Here is a 19491-nt window from a genome sequence, read left to right as displayed (position 1 = left end):
TGCATTTTTTCGCATTTAATGACACACTGCGAGCATATAAAGACGACTAAAGAACACCATGAAAAAAACAAAAATCATAACAACCGACGATATTCTCCTTAAGCTCTGCCAATCTTTTTCATCTGTGCTTTCAACAGCGACAGATAGCCCCGTGAATTACTCAGCGATGGTACAGAAAATCAACAAAACAAGCTTAAAGCCGGATATCGGTTGCTTTGTTCTTTTTGATGGTGGATTTACTGGCCTTGTGGTAACTAACTTTTCTCATCAAGCCGCACTTGAGCTGTACCAAGACTATATGCTGAAAATGGGGATATCAGAAAGCGAACTTGCGATACACCACTCTTCTGATGAAGTCGCTGATGTGCTCGGCGAACTAATGAACCAAGTTGTGGGTGATTTCACCAGTAAAATCCGCAGAGAGTTGCAAGTTTCCATTAGTCAGAACCAACCCAAAATGTTGGCACTTAATAAACAAATCCTTCTTTCTGTTGATACGAATCTTGATCGTCCACAAGCACGTAGAGTTAGCTTCACGACAGCGAAAAACAATATCTTTTATTTAGAACTCGCGATGGATAAGACTGAATTTATTCAACTTGAAGAGTTTGAACAGCACGAAGAGGTTGACCCAGATAGCATTATTGCTTCTGCACAGCAAAAGAATGCAGAGAAGAAAAATTCAGCACAATCCGTTGACTTTGATCTGCTTGATGAACTTGGTATCTAGTCGATTTTTTTATCGAACAACAAAGCAGTAAGTTAAGCTTGCTGCTTTATTACATCTAACACACCCGCCCAATACCCCACTTTGCTAGACTATCATTGGTCATCTTTTCTATGGGGTTAGATTATATGCAACGCTGGCGTGCTCTTTTGTCTTCTTCGCTCTGTTTACTTTCCTCTTTTGTCATTTCGTCTTCTTTTGCTGAAAAAGTAAGCTATAGCGAACTTGATAATGGTGACATAGTCACAGTAACCTTAGATCAACTTTTGCCAACTCAGGCAATACTTGACCATGATGCTGAAAATGCAAACTTGCAGAACTATAAAATCGAGCTGAAAAATATGTTTGATGATCTTTGCCACCTCAATGGTGCCAAAGGCATTAAACACTGGGATGACGCTTCCTCCCCAACTCAGCCCGAGTCCTACACTTGCACAAACAAACACGGCACGGACACCGATGCTCTGAGCACTGTTGTGGTCGCACCTGAAGATGGCATTCTTTACTTAACCACGAATCAAACAATTCTCTCTACGTTCTGGGATATGCCCAATGGCGGGATTAGCGTACCAATTACGGTGAAGGTCAGTCATAACCTTATCAGTTCTGGTGACGATTTTTGGCCAGAAATGATCAACGATAATGAGGTCTGGTTAGTTAACGAAAAAGGTAAGAAGATAAAGCCTGATGACCTACCAGAATATATCGGTAGAAAACAACTAAAGCATGATAAGTACCTATCGTTAGCCAACTTCTTACTTGGTATTAGCTATCTGGAACCTCAGCCTGACGGTAAAGAAAACACTGAGCTATCAGTACCCTACCTAGCTTTAAATTGGGCATTATTACTACGAAAAAAAATGAAAGTGTCTGAGTATGATTTGAATGATCCTGATGAGTATGCAACAGCGATCACCGAAGCGGCAACCATCATTGTTGATACACCCGATGATGAAATTGTCGGTAAATCAAAACGTACAGCTGCTGAAATGGGCAAGCTCAGCACTGTTGATAGCAAAGCACTCGAAACACTCCTAACCGATGAAACTTCCTCATTTGGCCTTGCAATAGCCTACCGCCTTAACAAAAAAGAAAAATCGACACCTAAAGCGATATTAGATGAAGAGAAAGCAAAAAAAGAACAAGAAGCACATGATGTCGCCGCAGAAGAAAGCGAACAAAATACGTCAGAAAAAAGTACTGAAGATGGTAAGAAAGAAGAAAACTGAACAACTTGATTAAGCAGTAATTTTAACTGTTTTATGTCTAAAGTTGGTATGTGTCCTTCCGTTATCGCTTTCAACCTTGATGGCTTAATTGAAGGTGCGCATATAATGGAAGTTAACTATAAGTTTACATAACAATAAGGCTGACGATAAATCGTCAGCCTTATCAGTTTTAGTTATGATGCTTAACCAAAAAGCTATCAAGCTTATTGGCAAAGTTTTGGCGATCGGCCTGATTGAGCGGTGCTGGACCACCTGTTTGCACGCCTGAACTACGCATGGTTTCCATAAAATCACGCATCTGTAATCGCTGCTTAATCGTATCTTTAGTATACATTTCACCACGAGGATTCAATGCATGCGCACCTTTTGTGATAATTTCATCGGCTAATGGAATATCGCCGGTTATCACTAAGTCACCCGCTTCTGCGTGCTGCACGATATAGTTGTCAGCAACATCGAACCCCGCTTCTACCTGAATAGAATTAATATGCGGTGAAGGTGGGACGCGAATAAATTGGTTTGCAACCAAGGTTACAGCAACACCGACACGGTTAGCCGCACGAAACAAAATTTCTTTGACTACGTTGGGACAAGCATCAGCATCCACCCAAATTTTCATTCTCTTTCCTTATTATTACTGAATATGAACCGCTTATAAGCGTCATTTTTCTAAATAACAAAAAGCCGCCATTCGGCGGCTTTTTTCAGTATTCACTAGACGTGAAGATTAACCGATAAGGCCTTTCTTCGCTAGGTACTCTTCATAAGTACCGTGGAAGTCTTCAATACCATCTTTAGTAATTTCTAGAATACGCGTCGCGACTGAAGAAACAAACTGGCGGTCATGAGAAACGAACATAAGCGTACCCTTGAAGTTTTCAAGTGCAAGGTTCAATGCTTCGATAGATTCCATGTCCATGTGGTTAGTTGGTTCATCCATCAGAAGGATGTTTGGTCGTTGCATGATTAGCTTACCAAACAACATACGACCTTGCTCACCACCTGAAATCACTTTTACCGATTTCTTAATGTCATTTTGTGAGAACAGCATACGACCAAGAATACCGCGAACAGTTTGTTCGTCATCGCCATCTTTCTTCCACTGACCCATCCAGTCAAGCAGTGTCATGTCTTCTGCAAAATCAGCGTTGTGATCCTGAGCATAGAAGCCGATATTGTGGTTTTCAGACCACTTAACCATACCTTCCATTGGATCCATTGCACCAGCTAATGTGTTAAGTAGTGTCGACTTACCAATACCATTTTCACCGATAATAGCAATACGCTCACCTACTTCCACCAGCATTTTAACGCCATTGATCAGAATGTTGTCATCATAACCTTGTTTTAGGTCTTGAACTTCTAATGCGTTACGGAATAGCTCTTTTTCTTGATCAAAACGAATAAACGGTGATTGACGGCTCGATGCCTTCACTTCGCTTAATTGAATTTTATCAAGTTGCTTTTGGCGAGATGTTGCTTGCTTCGCTTTCGATGCATTCGCAGAGAAACGGCTTACGAACGTTTGTAGTTCAGCCATCTGTGCTTTTTTCTTTGCATTATCGGCATGTAGCTGCTCACGAGATTGCTCAGCGGCCATCATGTATTCATCATAGTTACCTGGGAATACGCGAAGTTCACCGTAATCAAGGTCAGCCATGTGTGTACATACACTGTTTAGGAAGTGACGGTCGTGTGAAATGATGATCATGGTGCAGTTACGCGCCAATAGAATCTCTTCCAACCAGCTAATTGTGTGGATGTCCAAGTTGTTCGTTGGTTCATCAAGTAGCATGATATCTGGGTCAGCAAATAGTACCTGTGCAAGTAGTACACGTACTTTCAGACCAGGAGCGACAGCGCTCATTAAGCCAAAGTGCTGGTCTTCCGCAATACCCAAACCAAGAAGTAGCTCACCCGCACGTGCTTCAGCTGAGTAGCCATCCATTTCAGCAAACTCTGTTTCTAGGTCGCCAACACGCATGCCGTCTTCATCTGACATTTCAGGTAGTGCGTAAATACGATCACGCTCTTCTTTTACTTTCCAAAGCTCTTTGTGGCCCATAATAACGGTATCAACCACAGAGTATTCTTCGTATGCGAACTGATCCTGACCCAACTTCGCCATACGCTCATTAGGATCAAGAGAAACAGTACCGCCTGACTGCTCTAATTCGCCGCCAAGAATTTTCATGAACGTTGACTTACCACAGCCGTTCGCACCGATAAGGCCGTAGCGGTTACCACCACCAAGTTTAACTGAGATGTTTTCGAACAATGGCTTATCGCCGAACTGCATTGTGATATTAGCTGTTGAAATCAATGTACTATTCCAATTATGGTGTCTATCAAGCATTAAAAAAGCCGTCTCTAAAGACGACTTTTCTGTGAATTAGCGCAGATTATAGCAGGTTTTGTGAGTTACATCACCTAGCTATTTAGATGTTTGTTTTTAAACACCTAAAATAAAAAAAGAGCCGTAGATCGGCTCTTTTCATATCGACTTAGAAAGGAACGATTATTCCCAATCTAGGATAACTTTACCTGACATACCAGAACGCATTACATCAAAGCCTTCTTGGAAGTCATCAATCTTGTAGTGGTGTGTGATAATTGGTGTTAGATCTAGGCCTGACTGAATCAAGCTCGCCATCTTGTACCAAGTTTCAAACATTTCACGACCGTAGATACCTTTGATCACCAAGCCTTTGAAAATAACTTGGTTCCAATCGATACCCATATCTGATGGTGGAATACCCAGTAGAGCAATCTTACCGCCGTGGTTCATGCCTGTTAGCATGCTGTTGAACGCTGATGGGTTACCAGACATCTCAAGACCAACATCGAAGCCTTCAGTCATGCCAAGTTCAGACATTACGTCTTCAAGCTTTTCTTCAGCAACATTCACTGCACGAGTCACGCCCATTTCACGCGCAAGCTTTAGACGGTATTCGTTAACGTCAGTAATAACTACATGGCGTGCGCCAACATGTTTCGCAACAGCAGCAGCCATGATACCGATTGGGCCAGCGCCCGTAATCAATACATCTTCACCAACAAGGTCAAAAGACAAAGCAGTGTGAACAGCGTTACCAAACGGGTCAAAAATAGACGCTAGATCATCTGAAATACCTTCAGGGATCTTAAATGCATTGAATGCAGGAATAACTAAGTACTCAGCAAATGCACCTTCGCGGTTTACACCAACACCCGTCGTATTACGACAAAGGTGTGTACGACCACCACGACAGTTACGACAATGGCCACAAGTGATGTGACCTTCACCAGATACACGATCGCCAAGTTCAAAGCCGCGAACTTCTTGGCCAATACCAACAACTTCACCTACATACTCGTGACCAACAACCATAGGAACAGGAATTGTCTTTTGTGACCACTCATCCCAGTTGTAGATATGAACGTCGGTACCACAAATGGCCGTCTTCTTAATACGAATAAGTAGATCATTATGACCAAGCTCTGGTTTTGCGACTTCAGTCATCCAGATGCCTTCTTCAGGCTTTAACTTAGCAAGTGCTTTAATTTTCATTATGTTATTCCTACTACAGGGTAATGTTCCGCAGGTTGTTATTGGATTAAAAATCAACCTGCAGCCCTTAGAATTTAATTGGGTATTAACTAAGCAAGCTTAGATAATTGCCATGTCTTTACCCACTTCGATAAACGCATCAATCGCTTTATCTAGTTGTTCACGTGAATGTGCTGCAGACATTTGAGTACGGATACGTGCTTGGCCTTTAGGTACAACAGGGAAAGAGAAACCTACCACGTAGATACCCTTCGCAAGTGCACGTTCTGCGAATTCTGCAGCCACTTTTGCATCACCCAGCATGATTGGGATGATTGCATGATCTGCACCACCCATTGTAAAACCAGCGGCTTCCATACGTGTACGGAAGTGTGCTGCGTTTTCCCATAGGTGTGTACGCAAATCGCCAGACTCAGCAAGTAGATCAAGTACACGGATTGAAGCTGATACGATTGCAGGTGCAACAGAGTTAGAGAATAGGTACGGGCGAGAACGCTGACGTAACCAGTCAATGACTTCTTTCTTACCAGAAGTATAACCACCTGACGCACCACCCATCGCTTTACCTAGCGTACCGGTAATAATATCGATACGATCGATAACATTATGGTGTTCATGTGTGCCTGCACCGTTTTCGCCCATGAAACCCACAGCGTGAGAGTCATCAACCATTACTAGTGCACCGTACTTATCAGCAAGGTCACAGATAGCAGGAAGGTTTGCAACCACACCGTCCATTGAGAACACACCGTCAGTTACGATTAGCGTATGACGAGCACCCGCTTCTTTCGCTGCGATTAGTTGCTGCTCTAGCTCTTCCATGTTGTTGTTTGAGTAACGGAAGCGCATTGCTTTACACAGGCGAACACCATCAATGATTGAAGCATGGTTTAGTGCATCAGAGATGATCGCATCTTCTTTACCAAGAATAGTTTCGAACAAGCCTGTATTTGCATCGAAACAAGATGTGTAAAGGATCGTATCTTCTTTACCAAGGAACGTAGAAAGCTTTTGCTCTAGTTCTTTGTGTGAATCTTGCGTACCACAGATGAAACGTACAGAAGCCATACCAAAACCGTGCTCATCCATACCGCCTTTCGCAGCTTCGATAAGTGCAGGGTGGTTTGCTAAGCCTAGGTAGTTATTGGCACAGAAGTTAAGTACTTCTTCGCCAGTATTGATTGATACCGCTGCTTTCTGAGCAGAAGTGATAATACGTTCAGATTTGTAAAGACCTTCAGCTTTTACTTCTTCTATTTGCTGATTGATTTGATCATAAAATGCGGCAGACATGATGTTCCTCTCAATATTATTTTTAGTGAATGCGGTAAACGCTCCACTAGGCAATATTCCATATAAAATATTAGGTTATTTGCCTGAAAAAAATGTTCATTTCACAGGTTCTTTGAACTTTAGCCATTCTAATCCAAGGCAATTCAGACTATTATCCCCTCTCTTGGAAAAGGACTGTTGAATTATGGACACAAATAAACTAATTGCCCTTATGCCGGAGCTAGCCACATTCAAAATTGTGGTCGACGAAGGCAGCTTTACCGCCGCTGCCAAAAAGCTGGGGGTGACCCCTTCAGCGCTTAGCAAACAGCTATCAAAACTTGAGAAAACCTTGTCTGCCAAGTTGCTTGAACGCACCACTCGAAAGCTGGTAATAACGCAGTCAGGAAAAGGTATATACAATCAATGTACAACCCTACTCGAAGCTACAAAACAAGCCGTAGAGTTTACCAGTTCTGAACATGAAACGCCGTCAGGCTCGTTAACCGTTGCCGCGCCAAAAGCATTTTTAAGTATTGTACTTCAACCACTTGTGAAGCCTTTTCTCGACTACTACCCAGATATAGAGCTAAAGCTAAAAGCGTCTGATGGCGAGATAGATCTAATCTCTGATGGTATTGATGTTGTCTTTCGCTTAACCGAAAAGCCGATTGAAGGACAAGTCTTGAAACAGATGGGCAAAGTCAGTTTAAGCCTATGTGCCAGCCCTAATTACCTTGCTTTGAGAGGGACACCGACTCATCCAACTGATCTGCTTAATCATGATTGTTTATATCTAGGTGAGACCACCACCGATCATATTTGGGACTTTGTAAAAGGCGATGAATGTCACACCGTTGCCGTTAAGGGCCGCTATGCCGTTAACCACTCTCAGATGCGATTAAAGGGGGTTACGGATGATCTCGGTATCGGTATTTTTCCTGATTTTGTGATCAAGCAAGCATTAGTTGATGGCTCTGTCCAACAAGTACTCAACGATTGGACAATAAAAGGGAATTATCAGGGCGATATCGCACTCCAGTTTGCGCAGACAAAGTTTATGCCAGCAAGACTTCGCGTGTTTATCGACTATGTTGAAGAACACCTCAAAAAATACACCGTCTCCTAATCCTCTTTAATGGCTTCAACACCTATCATTTAACGCATTGTAATAGTTGCCATATTAATGATTGGTGTTGAAGGTGCCTTGATACCCTATACTTCTGTTACAAATAATAAGCTCAAATATTGAACTTAAAGCGCAAATTCACTTGATCCATTTTGACAAGCAAGTCGTTAATTATTGGCAAACCTGCAGTACAAAAAAGCATTACTGCATGGTCTGATTTATGTGCCGTCACTGCGTGACATCGAGTAAATTAAGCCTTTCTCGCTAACGTAAGTAGAGAAAATAACGATGAAAATTTGGTTTATACAATTTGTGACTATGTTTTTTATGTTTACGCACTTTCACGTATTCGCCTACCCAACCGGTTCTATCCATTGGAATCATCGAAGCATCCTCTACTTTGCACCAGAGAAAGATCAGCATGTGAATAATTTTATTAAGCAGAGTTTAATGCATGATTGCCAGTTGCAAGAACGTGATATAAAAACCGTTGTTATTACTCATGATGGCTTCTACAAACCAGAAAATGCCTTTACCCAAGAAGAAGTTCAGCACCTAACATCGAAATACAACATCACCAGTGATAGCCATACCGCCATACTCATAGGTAAGGATGGACTCGAAAAACACCGTTGGGGGGAAAAGACAAACTGGCTCTATATCCATCAATTAATTGACGACATGCCACTGCGTAAAAAAGAAATTGCCTCACAACCGACAAGCCGCTGTGCAATTTAACCTTCAGCGCCCCCCTTCAAAGCTTGATAGATGTAACACGTTTTCACTACGCCCCCGACTACGCCTCCAAGTTTTTACATGGGAGGATTTTCTTTAGCCTAAAAAGCAGTATGTTAAAGCAACCGACTTATCTATGATGGCTATTAAAACAATGATGAAAGTGCCTTACCTATACCACGGACAAGATGCCTTTTGGGTGACTCCCTCCGATAACCATTTACAGTTAACGATTGCCAGTGATACCGAAACACGAATTTCAGCCATTTTCGTGCGTTGTGAACCAGATAACGAAGAATGTCTTATCGACATGGAACGTGGCGAGCAAAACGGCAAACTGCAGTATTGGCATGCCCAGCTTCCACTCAGCCTAGATAAGCCTATTTCATATTATTGCTTTAAAGTGATGCAGAATAACCGCCAATGGTGGTTACACGGCAGTGGTATTAGCCCGAGAGTTCCAGGCCGAGAGCACCATTTTAAATTCAATCACCAGCATCAGCCTCCTTCATGGGTAAAAAGCCAAATCTTTTACCAAATTTTTCCCGACCGCTTCTGCAACGGTGATAGTAGCCTTAGTGTTAAAACCAACGAATACTGCCTTAATGGCAATGAACGACCGACTTTAGCGAAAGCATGGGGAGAAGCCGTTTCAGAGCATGGTAAAAATGGCCCAAATGAATTCTTCGGTGGTGATTTAGCTGGGATTCATTCCAAGTTTGATTATCTGCAGAAACTTGGGGTTACTGCACTGTACTTAAATCCTATTTTCACCGCCCCCAGCAACCATAAGTACGACACCTCTGATTATCAAAATATCGACCCTCACCTTGGTACGAATGAACAATTTGCAGAGATGGTGTCAGATCTCCACCGCCGTGATATGAAAATCATGCTTGATGCCGTCTACAACCATACTTCTGTCGATCATCACTGGTTCGATAAATACGGTAAGAATGCCAATGGCGGCAATCAGGTTCAAGGTGCCTATAATCACCCGGATTCTCCCTACCGTGATTACTACCAATTTGATGGTGCTAGTAATGACTATATCGGCTGGAACGGTATTTCGACGTTGCCTAAATTGAACTTCTCTAACCCTGAAGTACAAGACTATATCTATGCGGGTGAAAACGCGGTGATCAAATCATGGCTACGCGCACCTTACCATGTTGATGCTTGGCGCTTCGATGTCATTCATATGTTGGGCGAAGGTGCCGGTGCGAAAAATAACGCTCATTATGTTAAAGAATTTCGTCATGCCGCTAAAAGCGTAAACCCAGATTGTTATGTCCTCGGCGAACACTTTTTTGAGGCAACAAGCTGGCTTCAGGGCGATCAAGAAGATGGTGCGATGAACTATTACGGTTTTGCTCACCCCATGCGCGCCTTTTTTGCCAACAAAGACATTGCCTACCACAACTGCCAAATTGAGGCTGAAGAGTTTGTCGAATGGTTAAATGAAGCAAGAAGCAAAATCCCTTGGTTAAACCAACTATCTCAACTTAACCAGCTTGATAGCCATGACACCATACGCTTTCTCACCACCTTAAATGGTGACAAAGAAACCATGCAGCTCGCCCTGCTTATGCTGTTTAGCTATGTGGGTGCGCCGTGTATTTACTATGGCACTGAAGTGAGTCTTGAAGGAGGGCAAGATCCTGATAACCGTCGCTGCTTCCCGTGGGAACGAACTGAAGCCCCTCACGATACTTTCGATTATGTTCAACAGCTAATAGCGCTACGTAAAACACGGCTATCGCTACAAGAAGGCAGTATTCAATGGTTATGTGCCGAGCATAAACATTTAGGATTTGCTCGCACCCTTGGCGACGAGATCACGATATGCCTGCTAAATAATAGCGAAAAAGCAAAAACCATCGAACTCCCAGTTTGGCAGCTAGGCCTGAGCAATGGAGCATTAAATGACTTGCTAACAGGTGACGAATGGCTCGTTAAAGATGGCATACTCTCGATGACACTGGCAGGTAAGGAAGGTTTACTGCTTGCAAGTTAACACAGCTACCTAAGTTCCCTTCACTAGCCCAATGTTAGTGAGGGAAGCTTAGGCCTATTACTTAACCTTAAGCCTTTCCCCTTAATCCTAAAGGCGCATTTACTGGCTTGCGACGCCTTACTGTTAAGCCTAATAGCGCCAAGCCGAAGAGCCCTAGCATTGCTGGCTCAGGAACATCAGTGATCACTCGAATCCAGTCACCAGGCTCTCTTACACGCATATTAACAGTAAGTACATTATCGTTAATCTCGTATGAGTTACGCCCTTCTAATCCACGGTTTCTGAAACTTCCAGGATAGATTGTATCGGGATGGCCAAGATAATTAGAGGCAGCCTCAAGTGTTCCGTGACGGTCAGACATCACACCGAGGATCGTCCCACTAAAAGTCCAATAAACATTGTTATGCTTGATCCTTTGACGCCGATCGCTATTTAAAAAAATCATATGGCTATCAACCCGAGTACCGGCAGCTATTAACAGGTCATCGGTTTGCAATGCTGATGTCAGTAATACATTCTGCCGCTCATTAAACCCCTGTTGTGCCATATTTTCATTTTCAGGTGCATCATCTTCAACTGATACAGGTGCCGTAACAAGTAGCTGCGCACTTCCACCGATAGAAGACATGTTAGCCTGAGTAACTGACAAAATTGCGGCTTGTGTCGCTGAAGTAAAAATACTCGCGATAAAAACCATAATAGTTATTCGTTGCTTCATATTGTCACCATGCCTTTCCTTACCCGGTTGTACGGAAATTAATGCAATCAATATGCCAAAAATTGAATATAACTAGAGATCAATAAGTTAAAGTATTACCTAAGCCTGCTAATCTCAATTGTGTAAAAAAACTKACAGTAATTACTCATAATGGAACGCTTCACTTCGCAGAATAAAAAACAATTAAGATATTTATAATCAATAAGTAGCATTGGTTAGCATGACAAATAAAGTTCGACAAAAAACTGCTTTTAGTTATCGGCACTGTAAAAAATATTGAACTGCATCACTCTTTCACAACGTATCAGATCACACTTTTAAGCCATTATTTTTACTAGGATAAAAACCACGCAAACGTTACACTCACCACCATAAAAATAATATAACAATTGGGTTACATTTCACTAGCGTGAGATTAAAACCCACCTCTTCCCTAACGTGAAAGGTCCTTAGTAAAGATGAGTCCAGAAAAATATCTTCTCGACTGGCAAACAAGCCAAACAAATGCTGAATCAATCTCACCACTTCTAGGTCAGCTTTACCGTCAAAAAGGCGTTGAAATACTCCTTTTTGGACGTCAAATCGTAAACGCATCGATTATTGATATTATAAAAGCACACCGTGTTGCTCGTCGCTACACTGGTAGCGAGCTTTCTCCAGGCCAGACCTTAGCGGTCATTCGAGTACTAAATGAACTTGACTTGTCTCCATGTCGTATCGATGTTGGACAGCTTGCCCATAGTTACTGGAAAACCAATGACGATGACTCCAACATCTCTGATTTCTTGCATACCGCATTGCTCGAGTCTTTAAACAGTACGCAATCGTTAGAAACTCGCGATGTTGTACTCTATGGCTTTGGTCGCATTGGTCGCTTGCTAGCAAGATTACTCATTGAAAAGAGTGGCCAAGGCTACCCTCTCCGTCTTAAAGCGATTGTTGTTCGTGGCGGTAAGCATGGTGATCTAGAAAAACGTGCCAGCCTGTTACGCCGTGATTCTGTACATGGGCAATTTAATGGCAGCATTACTGTAGATGAAGAGCGTAAAGCCATTATTGTTAATGGTAACTACATTCAAATGATCTACGCGAACAGCCCAGCAGATGTCGATTACACGGCCTATAACATCAATAATGCCCTGATTGTTGATAACACAGGCATGTGGCGTGACACAGAAGGACTGAGCCAGCACCTTAGCAGTAAAGGTGCTGCAAAAGTGCTGCTGACAGCCCCTGGTAAAGGCGACATCAAAAATATCGTGTTCGGGGTTAATGAATCTGTTATTCAAGAAAATGATACCATCATTTCAGCGGCAAGCTGTACGACCAATGCCATTACGCCTGTACTAAAGGCTATCAATGACAAATACGGTATTCATTCAGGTCATATCGAAACCGTTCATTCATTTACCAATGACCAAAACCTCATTGATAATTTCCATAGCGGTGAACGTCGTGGGCGTTCTGCATCATTGAATATGGTTTTGACTTCAACGGGTGCTGCAAAAGCAGTTTCTAAAGCATTACCAGAGCTGGCCGGTAAACTAACGGGCAACGCTATCCGTGTACCAACGCCTAATGTTTCTATGGCTGTGGCTAACCTCAATTTAGATCTAAACGCCGATAAAGATGAGCTTAACGAATACCTACGTAATATTGCGTTAAATTCTGCACTTTCCGGCCAAGTCGATTACACGCAATCCACTGAAATCGTGTCGAGTGATATTGTTGGCTCACGCCATGCCGGTGTCGTTGATGGTGCAGCTACCATAGCGCAAGATAAGCGCTGCGTACTGTATATCTGGTACGACAATGAGTTTGGTTATAGCTGCCAAGTAGTGCACTGCATGGAGCAAATGATGGGCGTACGCTACAAAACGTACCCAGAAATTAAATAGCGAATAATAAGTAAGCGAATTAAAACAATAAAATAGTTTCCTAGCTTTTGCCGCCATCTTTGGCGGCTTTCTTTTTTACACACCATCTTAACTTTAATACTTGACACACTCACCTCAACAGCTGTTTTTATCTATAAAACAGTTAGATGAAAAACCAAAAATCTGGGCTTTCATTCACCCTGAAGTTAATCACTTATTTTACCCAGTCGAGAGGCCCTGCCTAAACTATCTTTCGTATGATTCCTGTATAACGAAGTACTACTTTCTAGGCAAGCGTAGTCATCTTTGGGTGAATAATATGTCTCTCTATCGATCAAGCATCCGCAAATTAAGTACGACCAAGCATCACAATCCCACCTATTCCATATACCTGAGGCGACTATTATTCGTTGCCATATCTATTCAACACACGCCATTACTTGCTGATAAGTGCAACGTTCCAACCGATGCACCTCCTAGTCCATTATTCAATGCCCAACCGTTTACTCAATCCTTATATCGATTCGAAGAGTTTGGTACTCGGCAACTCCCGAGTTCTAGCTCGCAAGGGATACCGTTTCCAACGCCTAAAAATTATAATTCTTCACCTGATGGCTCAATGCTTGATACGTTTCTTAGCCAACCTCTATACCCCATTCCGAATAAAAATAGCCAAGGTGCATTAGCAAACACACAAGACTTCAATCCTTGGAGAAATAAAATCGGAGCCTATTTAAACCGCACTTTATCTAAAGCACCTGCAGAAGGGCGCCCGCCCGGTAATGACTGGGCACATCAACGCTGGAGTGAGTTCTACCCCGTTGAATACACAGTAACAGCACAAGCTGGTGCGCGAGTGAATAGCGGCTGGCGAGATCAATACCAAAGTCACCAATATAAGTCTCAAGAGTTTCGTCTTAATGGGTTATACCACTCCACATATCATTGGGATAATGGACCAGATACTGATAGCTACTATGGCACCACCTTTGGGCTAGAAATGCAGTTTCATCCATCTATGCCTGTGCAAGATAGTAATTCCGTGTGGACATTTGACGGTACATTTCCACCAAAGTTACTCAAAATGCGCTACGGTTATCCCTTGCTCTTTAGGCATTACAACGCCCTCCCCATTTCACCTTCAGCTAATAATGGATTTGGATTACACACTCTCTCGACCCACCAGCATAATGGCCATAATCCGGCAGAAAGTGACGGGTATACTCAATCCTTTTTCTTCCCGGGACAATATTACGACTACCGCTGGCCAGTGATCCTCGCAGGCCACGATCACATCAATAAAAAAGCTACAAACCCGAAAGCAGGCGGCCCTGATGGTTATGGAGGAATCAAAAAAATCCCCGGAGATTACCGTGAAACCATGAGCACCCTATGGTTTCATGATCACATGCTCGATTTTACCGCCCAGAATGTCTACAAAGGCAACGCCGCAATGCTAAATATTTATAGTTCAATCGATCGGGGAAATGAATCTATCAACGACGGGACTAACCTCCGCTTCCCTAGTGGTGATTATCTTGATTGGGGGAACCGTGATTACGACGTCAACCTCGTCATGGCTGACAAAGCATGGGATAAAAGAGGTCAGCTGTTCTTCAATATATTTAATTTAGACGGCTTTTTAGGTGATCAAATGTTGGTGAACTGGCAATACAAACCCTATCTTGATGTCAGGGCGCGTAAATACCGTTTTCGCCTACTTAATGGTTCAGTCTCACGCTATATGAAGCTTGCTGTGATGACAGAAGACAAAGAACCTGTCCCAGTTTATATGATTGCAAATGATGGCAATATCATGCAGCACAGCGTTCTATTTGAAAAAGGTGAACTCCCCACACAAGCTGTTGCTGAACGCTATGACATCATCATTGATTTTAGTCAGTTTAAACCCGGCACAAAAATCTATCTCGTTAACTTAATGGAACATAATGATGGAAGAGAGCCTGAAGGTTCACTTAGCCGCTCGAAAGCGTTTAATAACCCATTCAAACGAGGTAACACCTGTGATCCTGCCGTGGGTAAATTTTTAGAATTGCGGGTGCAGCCTTATAGCGGGAAAGACTTAAGTATGGATCCGGCTAATTATGTTAAAGGGCAAAAGAAAATGATTCCATTGCCTAAATTTACCAAATCTGAACTGGCTAATGCCAAGCACCGAACGTTTGACTTTGGTCGCAGTAGTGGTACAGATTCTAGTCCATGGACCATAAAAACCGATGGTGGACAAGGTTTCGCAGCCGACCCGAAAAGACTTTCGGCTGCGCCTAATAAAGGTGATGTCGAAATTTGGCATTTAAAAGGTGGCGGCGGCTGGAGTCATCCTATTCATATTCACTTTGAAGAAGGCAAAATTTTATCTCGCGATGGTGGAAAGCCTCCAGAATGGGAGCGCTGGGCGAGGAAAGACGTTTATCGATTAGGTGAGGATGAAGACAGTAGTCGTGAGCTGACAGTTGCTTTAAGGTTCCGAGAATTCAAAGGGTCATACTTAGAGCACTGCCACAATACCCAGCATGAAGATCACGCCCAACTGCTAAGGTGGGACATTGAAAATCCCGGTCAAACCGTACCTATTCGTACCCCCATGCCGACATGGAACGGCGTGAGCTATGCAGACTCATTTAGCTTGCCAACTTACAAAGCCGGCGACAAAGATGCGAAGCAGGAGTTCAACGAATAAACCTCACAATAGATCACATGCATCACAACAATACGGTGCTGTAACCGTAATCCTAATACGGTTACAGCATCGTAAAACCATGGATTAACACTATGATGAAAAAACTAATAGTCAGCCTAAAAACAAAGGTCTGCCGATTCGCTTTATCCACTCTACTATTTACAATTCCTATACACTCAACATATGCCGCAGAATGGCATGAAAACTACTTCCCAAACACGATTTTAACTAACCATAACAACGAGAAAGTAAAGTTCTATGATGACCTAATAAAAGATAAGGTCGTTTTAATTAATTTTATCTTTACCCGTTGCCAAAATGCTTGTCCATTAGAGACTGCACGCCTTATTGCACTTCAGAACATGTTGGGCAATAGAGTCGGAAAAGACATTTTTTTCTATTCAATCTCTATCGACCCCGAGTATGACACCCCAGAGAGGCTCAATGCCTATGCGAAACAGTACAACATTACCTCTGGCTGGCAATTTCTGACCGGCAGTGAAGAAGACATTATTGAGCTACGCAAAAAACTCGGCCTTTATATCGACGAGATCCAAATACAAGGTGCAGAAGAACCCGACCATAATTTGAGCTTAATCATCGGCAACGAATCAACCGGACGATGGATGAAACGCTCACCATTTGAAGACACTGCCATTTTATCAGCCATGGTCGGAGATTGGCTGCACAATTGGAAAAATACGGATTTAGAACAACTCGTTTCTTATGAGCAAGCCCCAATATTAGAAGAGGAAAGTAAAGGGCAATACTTATTCAGAACCCGATGCGTTACCTGCCATACATACGAAAACAAGCCATCGCTGGGCCCAAGTTTGATAGGTGTAACACAGCGAAGAGATGACGCTTGGCTCAAGCGCTGGTTGAAAGAACCCGATAAAATGTTTGCAGAAAAAGACACCACCGCTATAGCGTTACTGAATACCTACAATGGCATTCGTATGCCGAACCTACAGCTTACCGAGCAAGACATCAGTGATATAATGGCGTTTTTAAAAGAGCAAGATCAACTTAACCTAATCCTCACCAAAAGCATTATAGAAGGTAAAAAAAATTAGTTATTTAAACACCTGTAACACGATCTACTATGAGTACTCATACAGCATCATATCTATGAAAGTAATGATGCTGTACTTTTTTCCAACCTGGTAATAAATCGCAACACATCTATACATAGCTAACACTTATCAACAGAGCAAGAACACGCTACTATCTATATGGTTATTTCAACTTAAGCCTATCATGAATTACTTTTCAACGTTTCTCGTCTACCTATTTTATGGCCTAGCATTCTTCTCTATTGGCTGTACCATATTATTCCGTAATTTTCGTAATAGTAAGCTCAAAATATCACACAGCTTATGGGCACTGGCTGCTTTTAGTTTCGCTTATGCGTTTTATGAATGGTCTGAACTTTATATCAACCTTTTTGGTGATCGTATTAAAGAACCCAAATCGACGTTTATCGAATGGCTCAGACTAACAAAGCTCACCCTCGCCTATTCCTTCCTACTTTTATTTTCTTGGATGGTAACAGACGTTCATAACACAACCGTTAAAAAAATCGCCCGAGTTACTTTATTACTTGCCACAAGCATATACGCCTTCATTTTCATTCATGCTCTATCCACTTCATCGCTGAGTAAAGAGGCGATTGATCATGTTGAGTATTTTGCACATTTGATTTTAGCGTTTCCAGCCGCGCTTATAGCAGGGTTATGCTTAATTTATTATGGCCAACAATTAACCGATGAAAAAAAAAGTTATGGCCGTTATTTCCGACTCACTGGGTACGCTTTTATTCTAATGAGTGTGGTGAGTGGCATCATTCCTGTTGAAGTCGGTTCATCACTTTTTTACGCGAGAGTAGTTATTTCCTTTGCCTTACTTATCGCTCTATATCAAGCGCTTGACGTTTTTGACAAAGAAAAGGAACGCATTATTGAATCTCACCTCCATCAAGCTTATATCTCTGACAAGTATAAGGCTATAGGACAATTAGCATCCGGCGTTGCTCATGAGATCAATAATCCGCTTGCATCTTCAACTTTATCACTTGATATGTTAGAAAGTCGAGTAACTGAAAAAAGAGATGCTGAGCTCATCAAAAGAACACGGCTTGGAATCGACCGGGCTGCAACTATATGTAAAGAATTACTCAACTACTCTCGCTCAAGTGAAGAAAAAGCGCATATCGTTTATGTATACACAATCATTGATTCTGCGTTACAGCTTCTCGCACATAAAACCAGGGGATACAATGTTGACATACAATGTGACAAGGCGATAAGCATACTCGCTAATCCAATTAAGATTGAAGAACTCATTATCAACCTTGTCAGTAATGCCATCGATGCCTCTAATATCGGTAGTGACGTAAAAATTGCCGTTCATGATTGTATGCTTGACGGCCGTGAGTACGTACAAATAGCGGTTTCCGACCAAGGCTGTGGTATAGATACTAAAACGCTTTCGAAGGTGACCGATCCCTTCTTTACAACAAAGCCCATCGGTAAAGGCACCGGATTAGGGCTTACCATTTGTAGCCAAATAGCGACAGATCATAATGGTGAGCTTACAATTACAAGCACGATTAATATTGGTACAACAGTAACAGCCAAGCTCGCAAAGGAGATATAAATGACAGGTAAAATTCTCGTTGTTGAAGACGATGAAATGCTTAAAGAGAATATTGTAGATATTCTGGAACATGCCGGCTATAGCGTACATACCGCGATAGATTCCACCTCAGCAATCGCCTTATGTCAGGAGCACATTTTTGATTTAGCTGTACTTGATTATTTACTTCCTGGCATTACAGGCACAGAGACGATATCAAACCTTCGTCAATATAACCCTAACCTCTCTGTCATTCTTATCACTGCATTTGCAACAGTAGAGATTGCCGTCGATGCCATGCAAAAAGGGGCGAATGATTTTATCCCGAAACCTTTTAACAGCCATAAATTATTAATGACTGTTAAGCGTTGTATCGCAGAAAAAGCATTTATACCCGATGCAACCAAACTGAATCTCGATAAAGTATATTCAGCCCTTTCTAACCCTATCAGACGAGACATTATTCAGCATTTAACAGAAAATAGTTCATTGAAATTTATGGAGATATTCCGGCTTATTGATATTGAGGATCATACAAAACTCAACTTCCATATTCAAACGTTGAAGAAAACCGAGCTAATTGTCCAAGATGACAACCGTGTTTACCGCTTATCAAAAGCTGGTGAGCAACTTTTCCGTCACCAAATTATAAAATAGTAAAACCAATAGAATATAACTTTGTGCTTTAGTTTACTGCTAAGGTAGGTAACCCCTTTTATGTTTCACTAAATATTTAATTTAACCCTGTCAATATCACTGAAGCTATCACATATTTATTTTTTGATAGTTTCAGTTATCACATTATTTATTAAGCTTTTATTTCTATGCTAATTTTAATTTATCATCAATTTTATGGGGAATTTTAATTCTTAGATCTCGCTAGCAATCAATACATTTCC

Annotated in this window: 15 protein-coding genes; 10 read left to right on the top strand and 5 right to left on the bottom strand. The window is 42.1% G+C overall.

The window, feature by feature from the left end; translation table 11 throughout:
* The first annotated feature begins 58 nt into the window (after positions 1-58).
* Positions 59-730, top strand: a complete 672-nt coding sequence (locus L4D78_RS16975) for a DUF3334 family protein (RefSeq protein ID WP_428468039.1) — start codon at positions 59-61, stop codon at positions 728-730.
* A gap of 125 nt (positions 731-855) precedes the next feature.
* Entirely contained in the window at positions 856-1956 is a 1101-nt protein-coding gene (locus L4D78_RS16970) for a ParB/Srx family N-terminal domain-containing protein (protein ID WP_428468038.1), read from the top strand.
* Between the two features lie 169 nt (positions 1957-2125).
* Here the strand turns inward: L4D78_RS16970 and L4D78_RS16965 are convergent, their stop codons facing one another.
* From L4D78_RS16965 to L4D78_RS16950, 4 genes are all read right to left on the bottom strand, one after another.
* Positions 2126-2575 (bottom strand): YaiI/YqxD family protein, encoded by a 450-nt coding sequence (locus tag L4D78_RS16965; protein WP_428468037.1) that lies wholly within the window; start codon positions 2573-2575, stop codon positions 2126-2128.
* Between the two features lie 108 nt (positions 2576-2683).
* A complete protein-coding gene (locus tag L4D78_RS16960) occupies positions 2684-4279 on the bottom strand; it encodes an ABC-F family ATPase (protein WP_428468103.1) in 1596 nt (531 codons plus the stop codon).
* A gap of 195 nt (positions 4280-4474) precedes the next feature.
* Entirely contained in the window at positions 4475-5506 is a 1032-nt protein-coding gene (tdh, locus tag L4D78_RS16955; RefSeq protein ID WP_428460621.1) for an L-threonine 3-dehydrogenase, read from the bottom strand.
* Positions 5507-5605: 99 nt separating this feature from the next.
* The gene (locus tag L4D78_RS16950; RefSeq protein WP_428468036.1) at positions 5606-6799 is read right to left on the bottom strand and encodes a glycine C-acetyltransferase; all 1194 of its coding nucleotides are present in this window, start codon (positions 6797-6799) and stop codon (positions 5606-5608) included.
* Positions 6800-6983: 184 nt separating this feature from the next.
* Between L4D78_RS16950 and L4D78_RS16945 the strand changes: the two genes are divergently transcribed.
* The 3 genes from L4D78_RS16945 to malZ all read left to right on the top strand — a co-directional run bounded on the left by L4D78_RS16945 (position 6984) and on the right by malZ (position 10659).
* Positions 6984-7907, top strand: a complete 924-nt coding sequence (locus L4D78_RS16945; RefSeq protein WP_428468035.1) for a LysR family transcriptional regulator — start codon at positions 6984-6986, stop codon at positions 7905-7907.
* A gap of 288 nt (positions 7908-8195) precedes the next feature.
* Entirely contained in the window at positions 8196-8645 is a 450-nt protein-coding gene (locus L4D78_RS16940) for a DUF4174 domain-containing protein (RefSeq protein ID WP_428468034.1), read from the top strand.
* 154 nt (positions 8646-8799) lie between these two features.
* Positions 8800-10659, top strand: a complete 1860-nt coding sequence (malZ, locus tag L4D78_RS16935) for a maltodextrin glucosidase (RefSeq protein ID WP_428468102.1) — start codon at positions 8800-8802, stop codon at positions 10657-10659.
* 67 nt (positions 10660-10726) lie between these two features.
* On the opposite strand, the gene L4D78_RS16930 is transcribed toward malZ, so the two are convergent.
* Complete coding sequence (locus tag L4D78_RS16930; protein WP_428468033.1) at positions 10727-11377, bottom strand: PEP-CTERM sorting domain-containing protein; 651 nt, start codon at positions 11375-11377, stop codon at positions 10727-10729.
* A 458-nt stretch (positions 11378-11835) separates the two neighbouring features.
* On the opposite strand from L4D78_RS16930, the gene L4D78_RS16925 reads away from it, so the two are divergent.
* From L4D78_RS16925 to L4D78_RS16905, 5 genes are all read left to right on the top strand, one after another.
* Positions 11836-13275: a glyceraldehyde-3-phosphate dehydrogenase gene (locus tag L4D78_RS16925; protein WP_428468032.1), complete on the top strand. Its 1440-nt coding sequence runs from the start codon at positions 11836-11838 to the stop codon at positions 13273-13275.
* A gap of 298 nt (positions 13276-13573) precedes the next feature.
* Entirely contained in the window at positions 13574-15955 is a 2382-nt protein-coding gene (locus L4D78_RS16920) for a multicopper oxidase family protein (protein WP_428468031.1), read from the top strand.
* Between the two features lie 92 nt (positions 15956-16047).
* On the top strand, positions 16048-17031 hold the full coding sequence (locus L4D78_RS16915) for an SCO family protein (RefSeq protein ID WP_428468030.1): 984 nt from the start codon (positions 16048-16050) through the stop codon (positions 17029-17031).
* 184 nt (positions 17032-17215) lie between these two features.
* Positions 17216-18613, top strand: a complete 1398-nt coding sequence (locus tag L4D78_RS16910) for a sensor histidine kinase (protein ID WP_428468029.1) — start codon at positions 17216-17218, stop codon at positions 18611-18613.
* Positions 18614-19249, top strand: a complete 636-nt coding sequence (locus L4D78_RS16905; RefSeq protein ID WP_428468028.1) for a winged helix-turn-helix domain-containing protein — start codon at positions 18614-18616, stop codon at positions 19247-19249. It begins immediately after the preceding gene.
* Positions 19250-19491: the final 242 nt, after the last annotated feature.

Origin of the sequence: Photobacterium minamisatsumaniensis, from assembly GCF_050336695.1 — a bacterium.
Classification (GTDB): domain Bacteria; phylum Pseudomonadota; class Gammaproteobacteria; order Enterobacterales; family Vibrionaceae; genus Photobacterium; species Photobacterium minamisatsumaniensis.
Note: the sequence above shows the minus strand (reverse complement) of the source record. Positions and strands in the feature narration are given on the sequence as shown.

Coding starts and splice junctions, on each gene's coding strand:
- L4D78_RS16975 (WP_428468039.1), top strand. CDS start 59: ATGAAAAAAACAAAAATCATAACAACCGACGATATTCTCCTTAAGCTC.
- L4D78_RS16970 (WP_428468038.1), top strand. CDS start 856: ATGCAACGCTGGCGTGCTCTTTTGTCTTCTTCGCTCTGTTTACTTTCC.
- L4D78_RS16965 (WP_428468037.1), bottom strand. CDS start 2,575: ATGAAAATTTGGGTGGATGCTGATGCTTGTCCCAACGTAGTCAAAGAA.
- tdh (WP_428460621.1), bottom strand. CDS start 5,506: ATGAAAATTAAAGCACTTGCTAAGTTAAAGCCTGAAGAAGGCATCTGG.
- L4D78_RS16950 (WP_428468036.1), bottom strand. CDS start 6,799: ATGTCTGCCGCATTTTATGATCAAATCAATCAGCAAATAGAAGAAGTA.
- L4D78_RS16945 (WP_428468035.1), top strand. CDS start 6,984: ATGGACACAAATAAACTAATTGCCCTTATGCCGGAGCTAGCCACATTC.
- L4D78_RS16940 (WP_428468034.1), top strand. CDS start 8,196: ATGAAAATTTGGTTTATACAATTTGTGACTATGTTTTTTATGTTTACG.
- malZ (WP_428468102.1), top strand. CDS start 8,800: ATGAAAGTGCCTTACCTATACCACGGACAAGATGCCTTTTGGGTGACT.
- L4D78_RS16930 (WP_428468033.1), bottom strand. CDS start 11,377: ATGAAGCAACGAATAACTATTATGGTTTTTATCGCGAGTATTTTTACT.
- L4D78_RS16925 (WP_428468032.1), top strand. CDS start 11,836: ATGAGTCCAGAAAAATATCTTCTCGACTGGCAAACAAGCCAAACAAAT.
- L4D78_RS16920 (WP_428468031.1), top strand. CDS start 13,574: ATGTCTCTCTATCGATCAAGCATCCGCAAATTAAGTACGACCAAGCAT.
- L4D78_RS16915 (WP_428468030.1), top strand. CDS start 16,048: ATGATGAAAAAACTAATAGTCAGCCTAAAAACAAAGGTCTGCCGATTC.
- L4D78_RS16910 (WP_428468029.1), top strand. CDS start 17,216: ATGAATTACTTTTCAACGTTTCTCGTCTACCTATTTTATGGCCTAGCA.
- L4D78_RS16905 (WP_428468028.1), top strand. CDS start 18,614: ATGACAGGTAAAATTCTCGTTGTTGAAGACGATGAAATGCTTAAAGAG.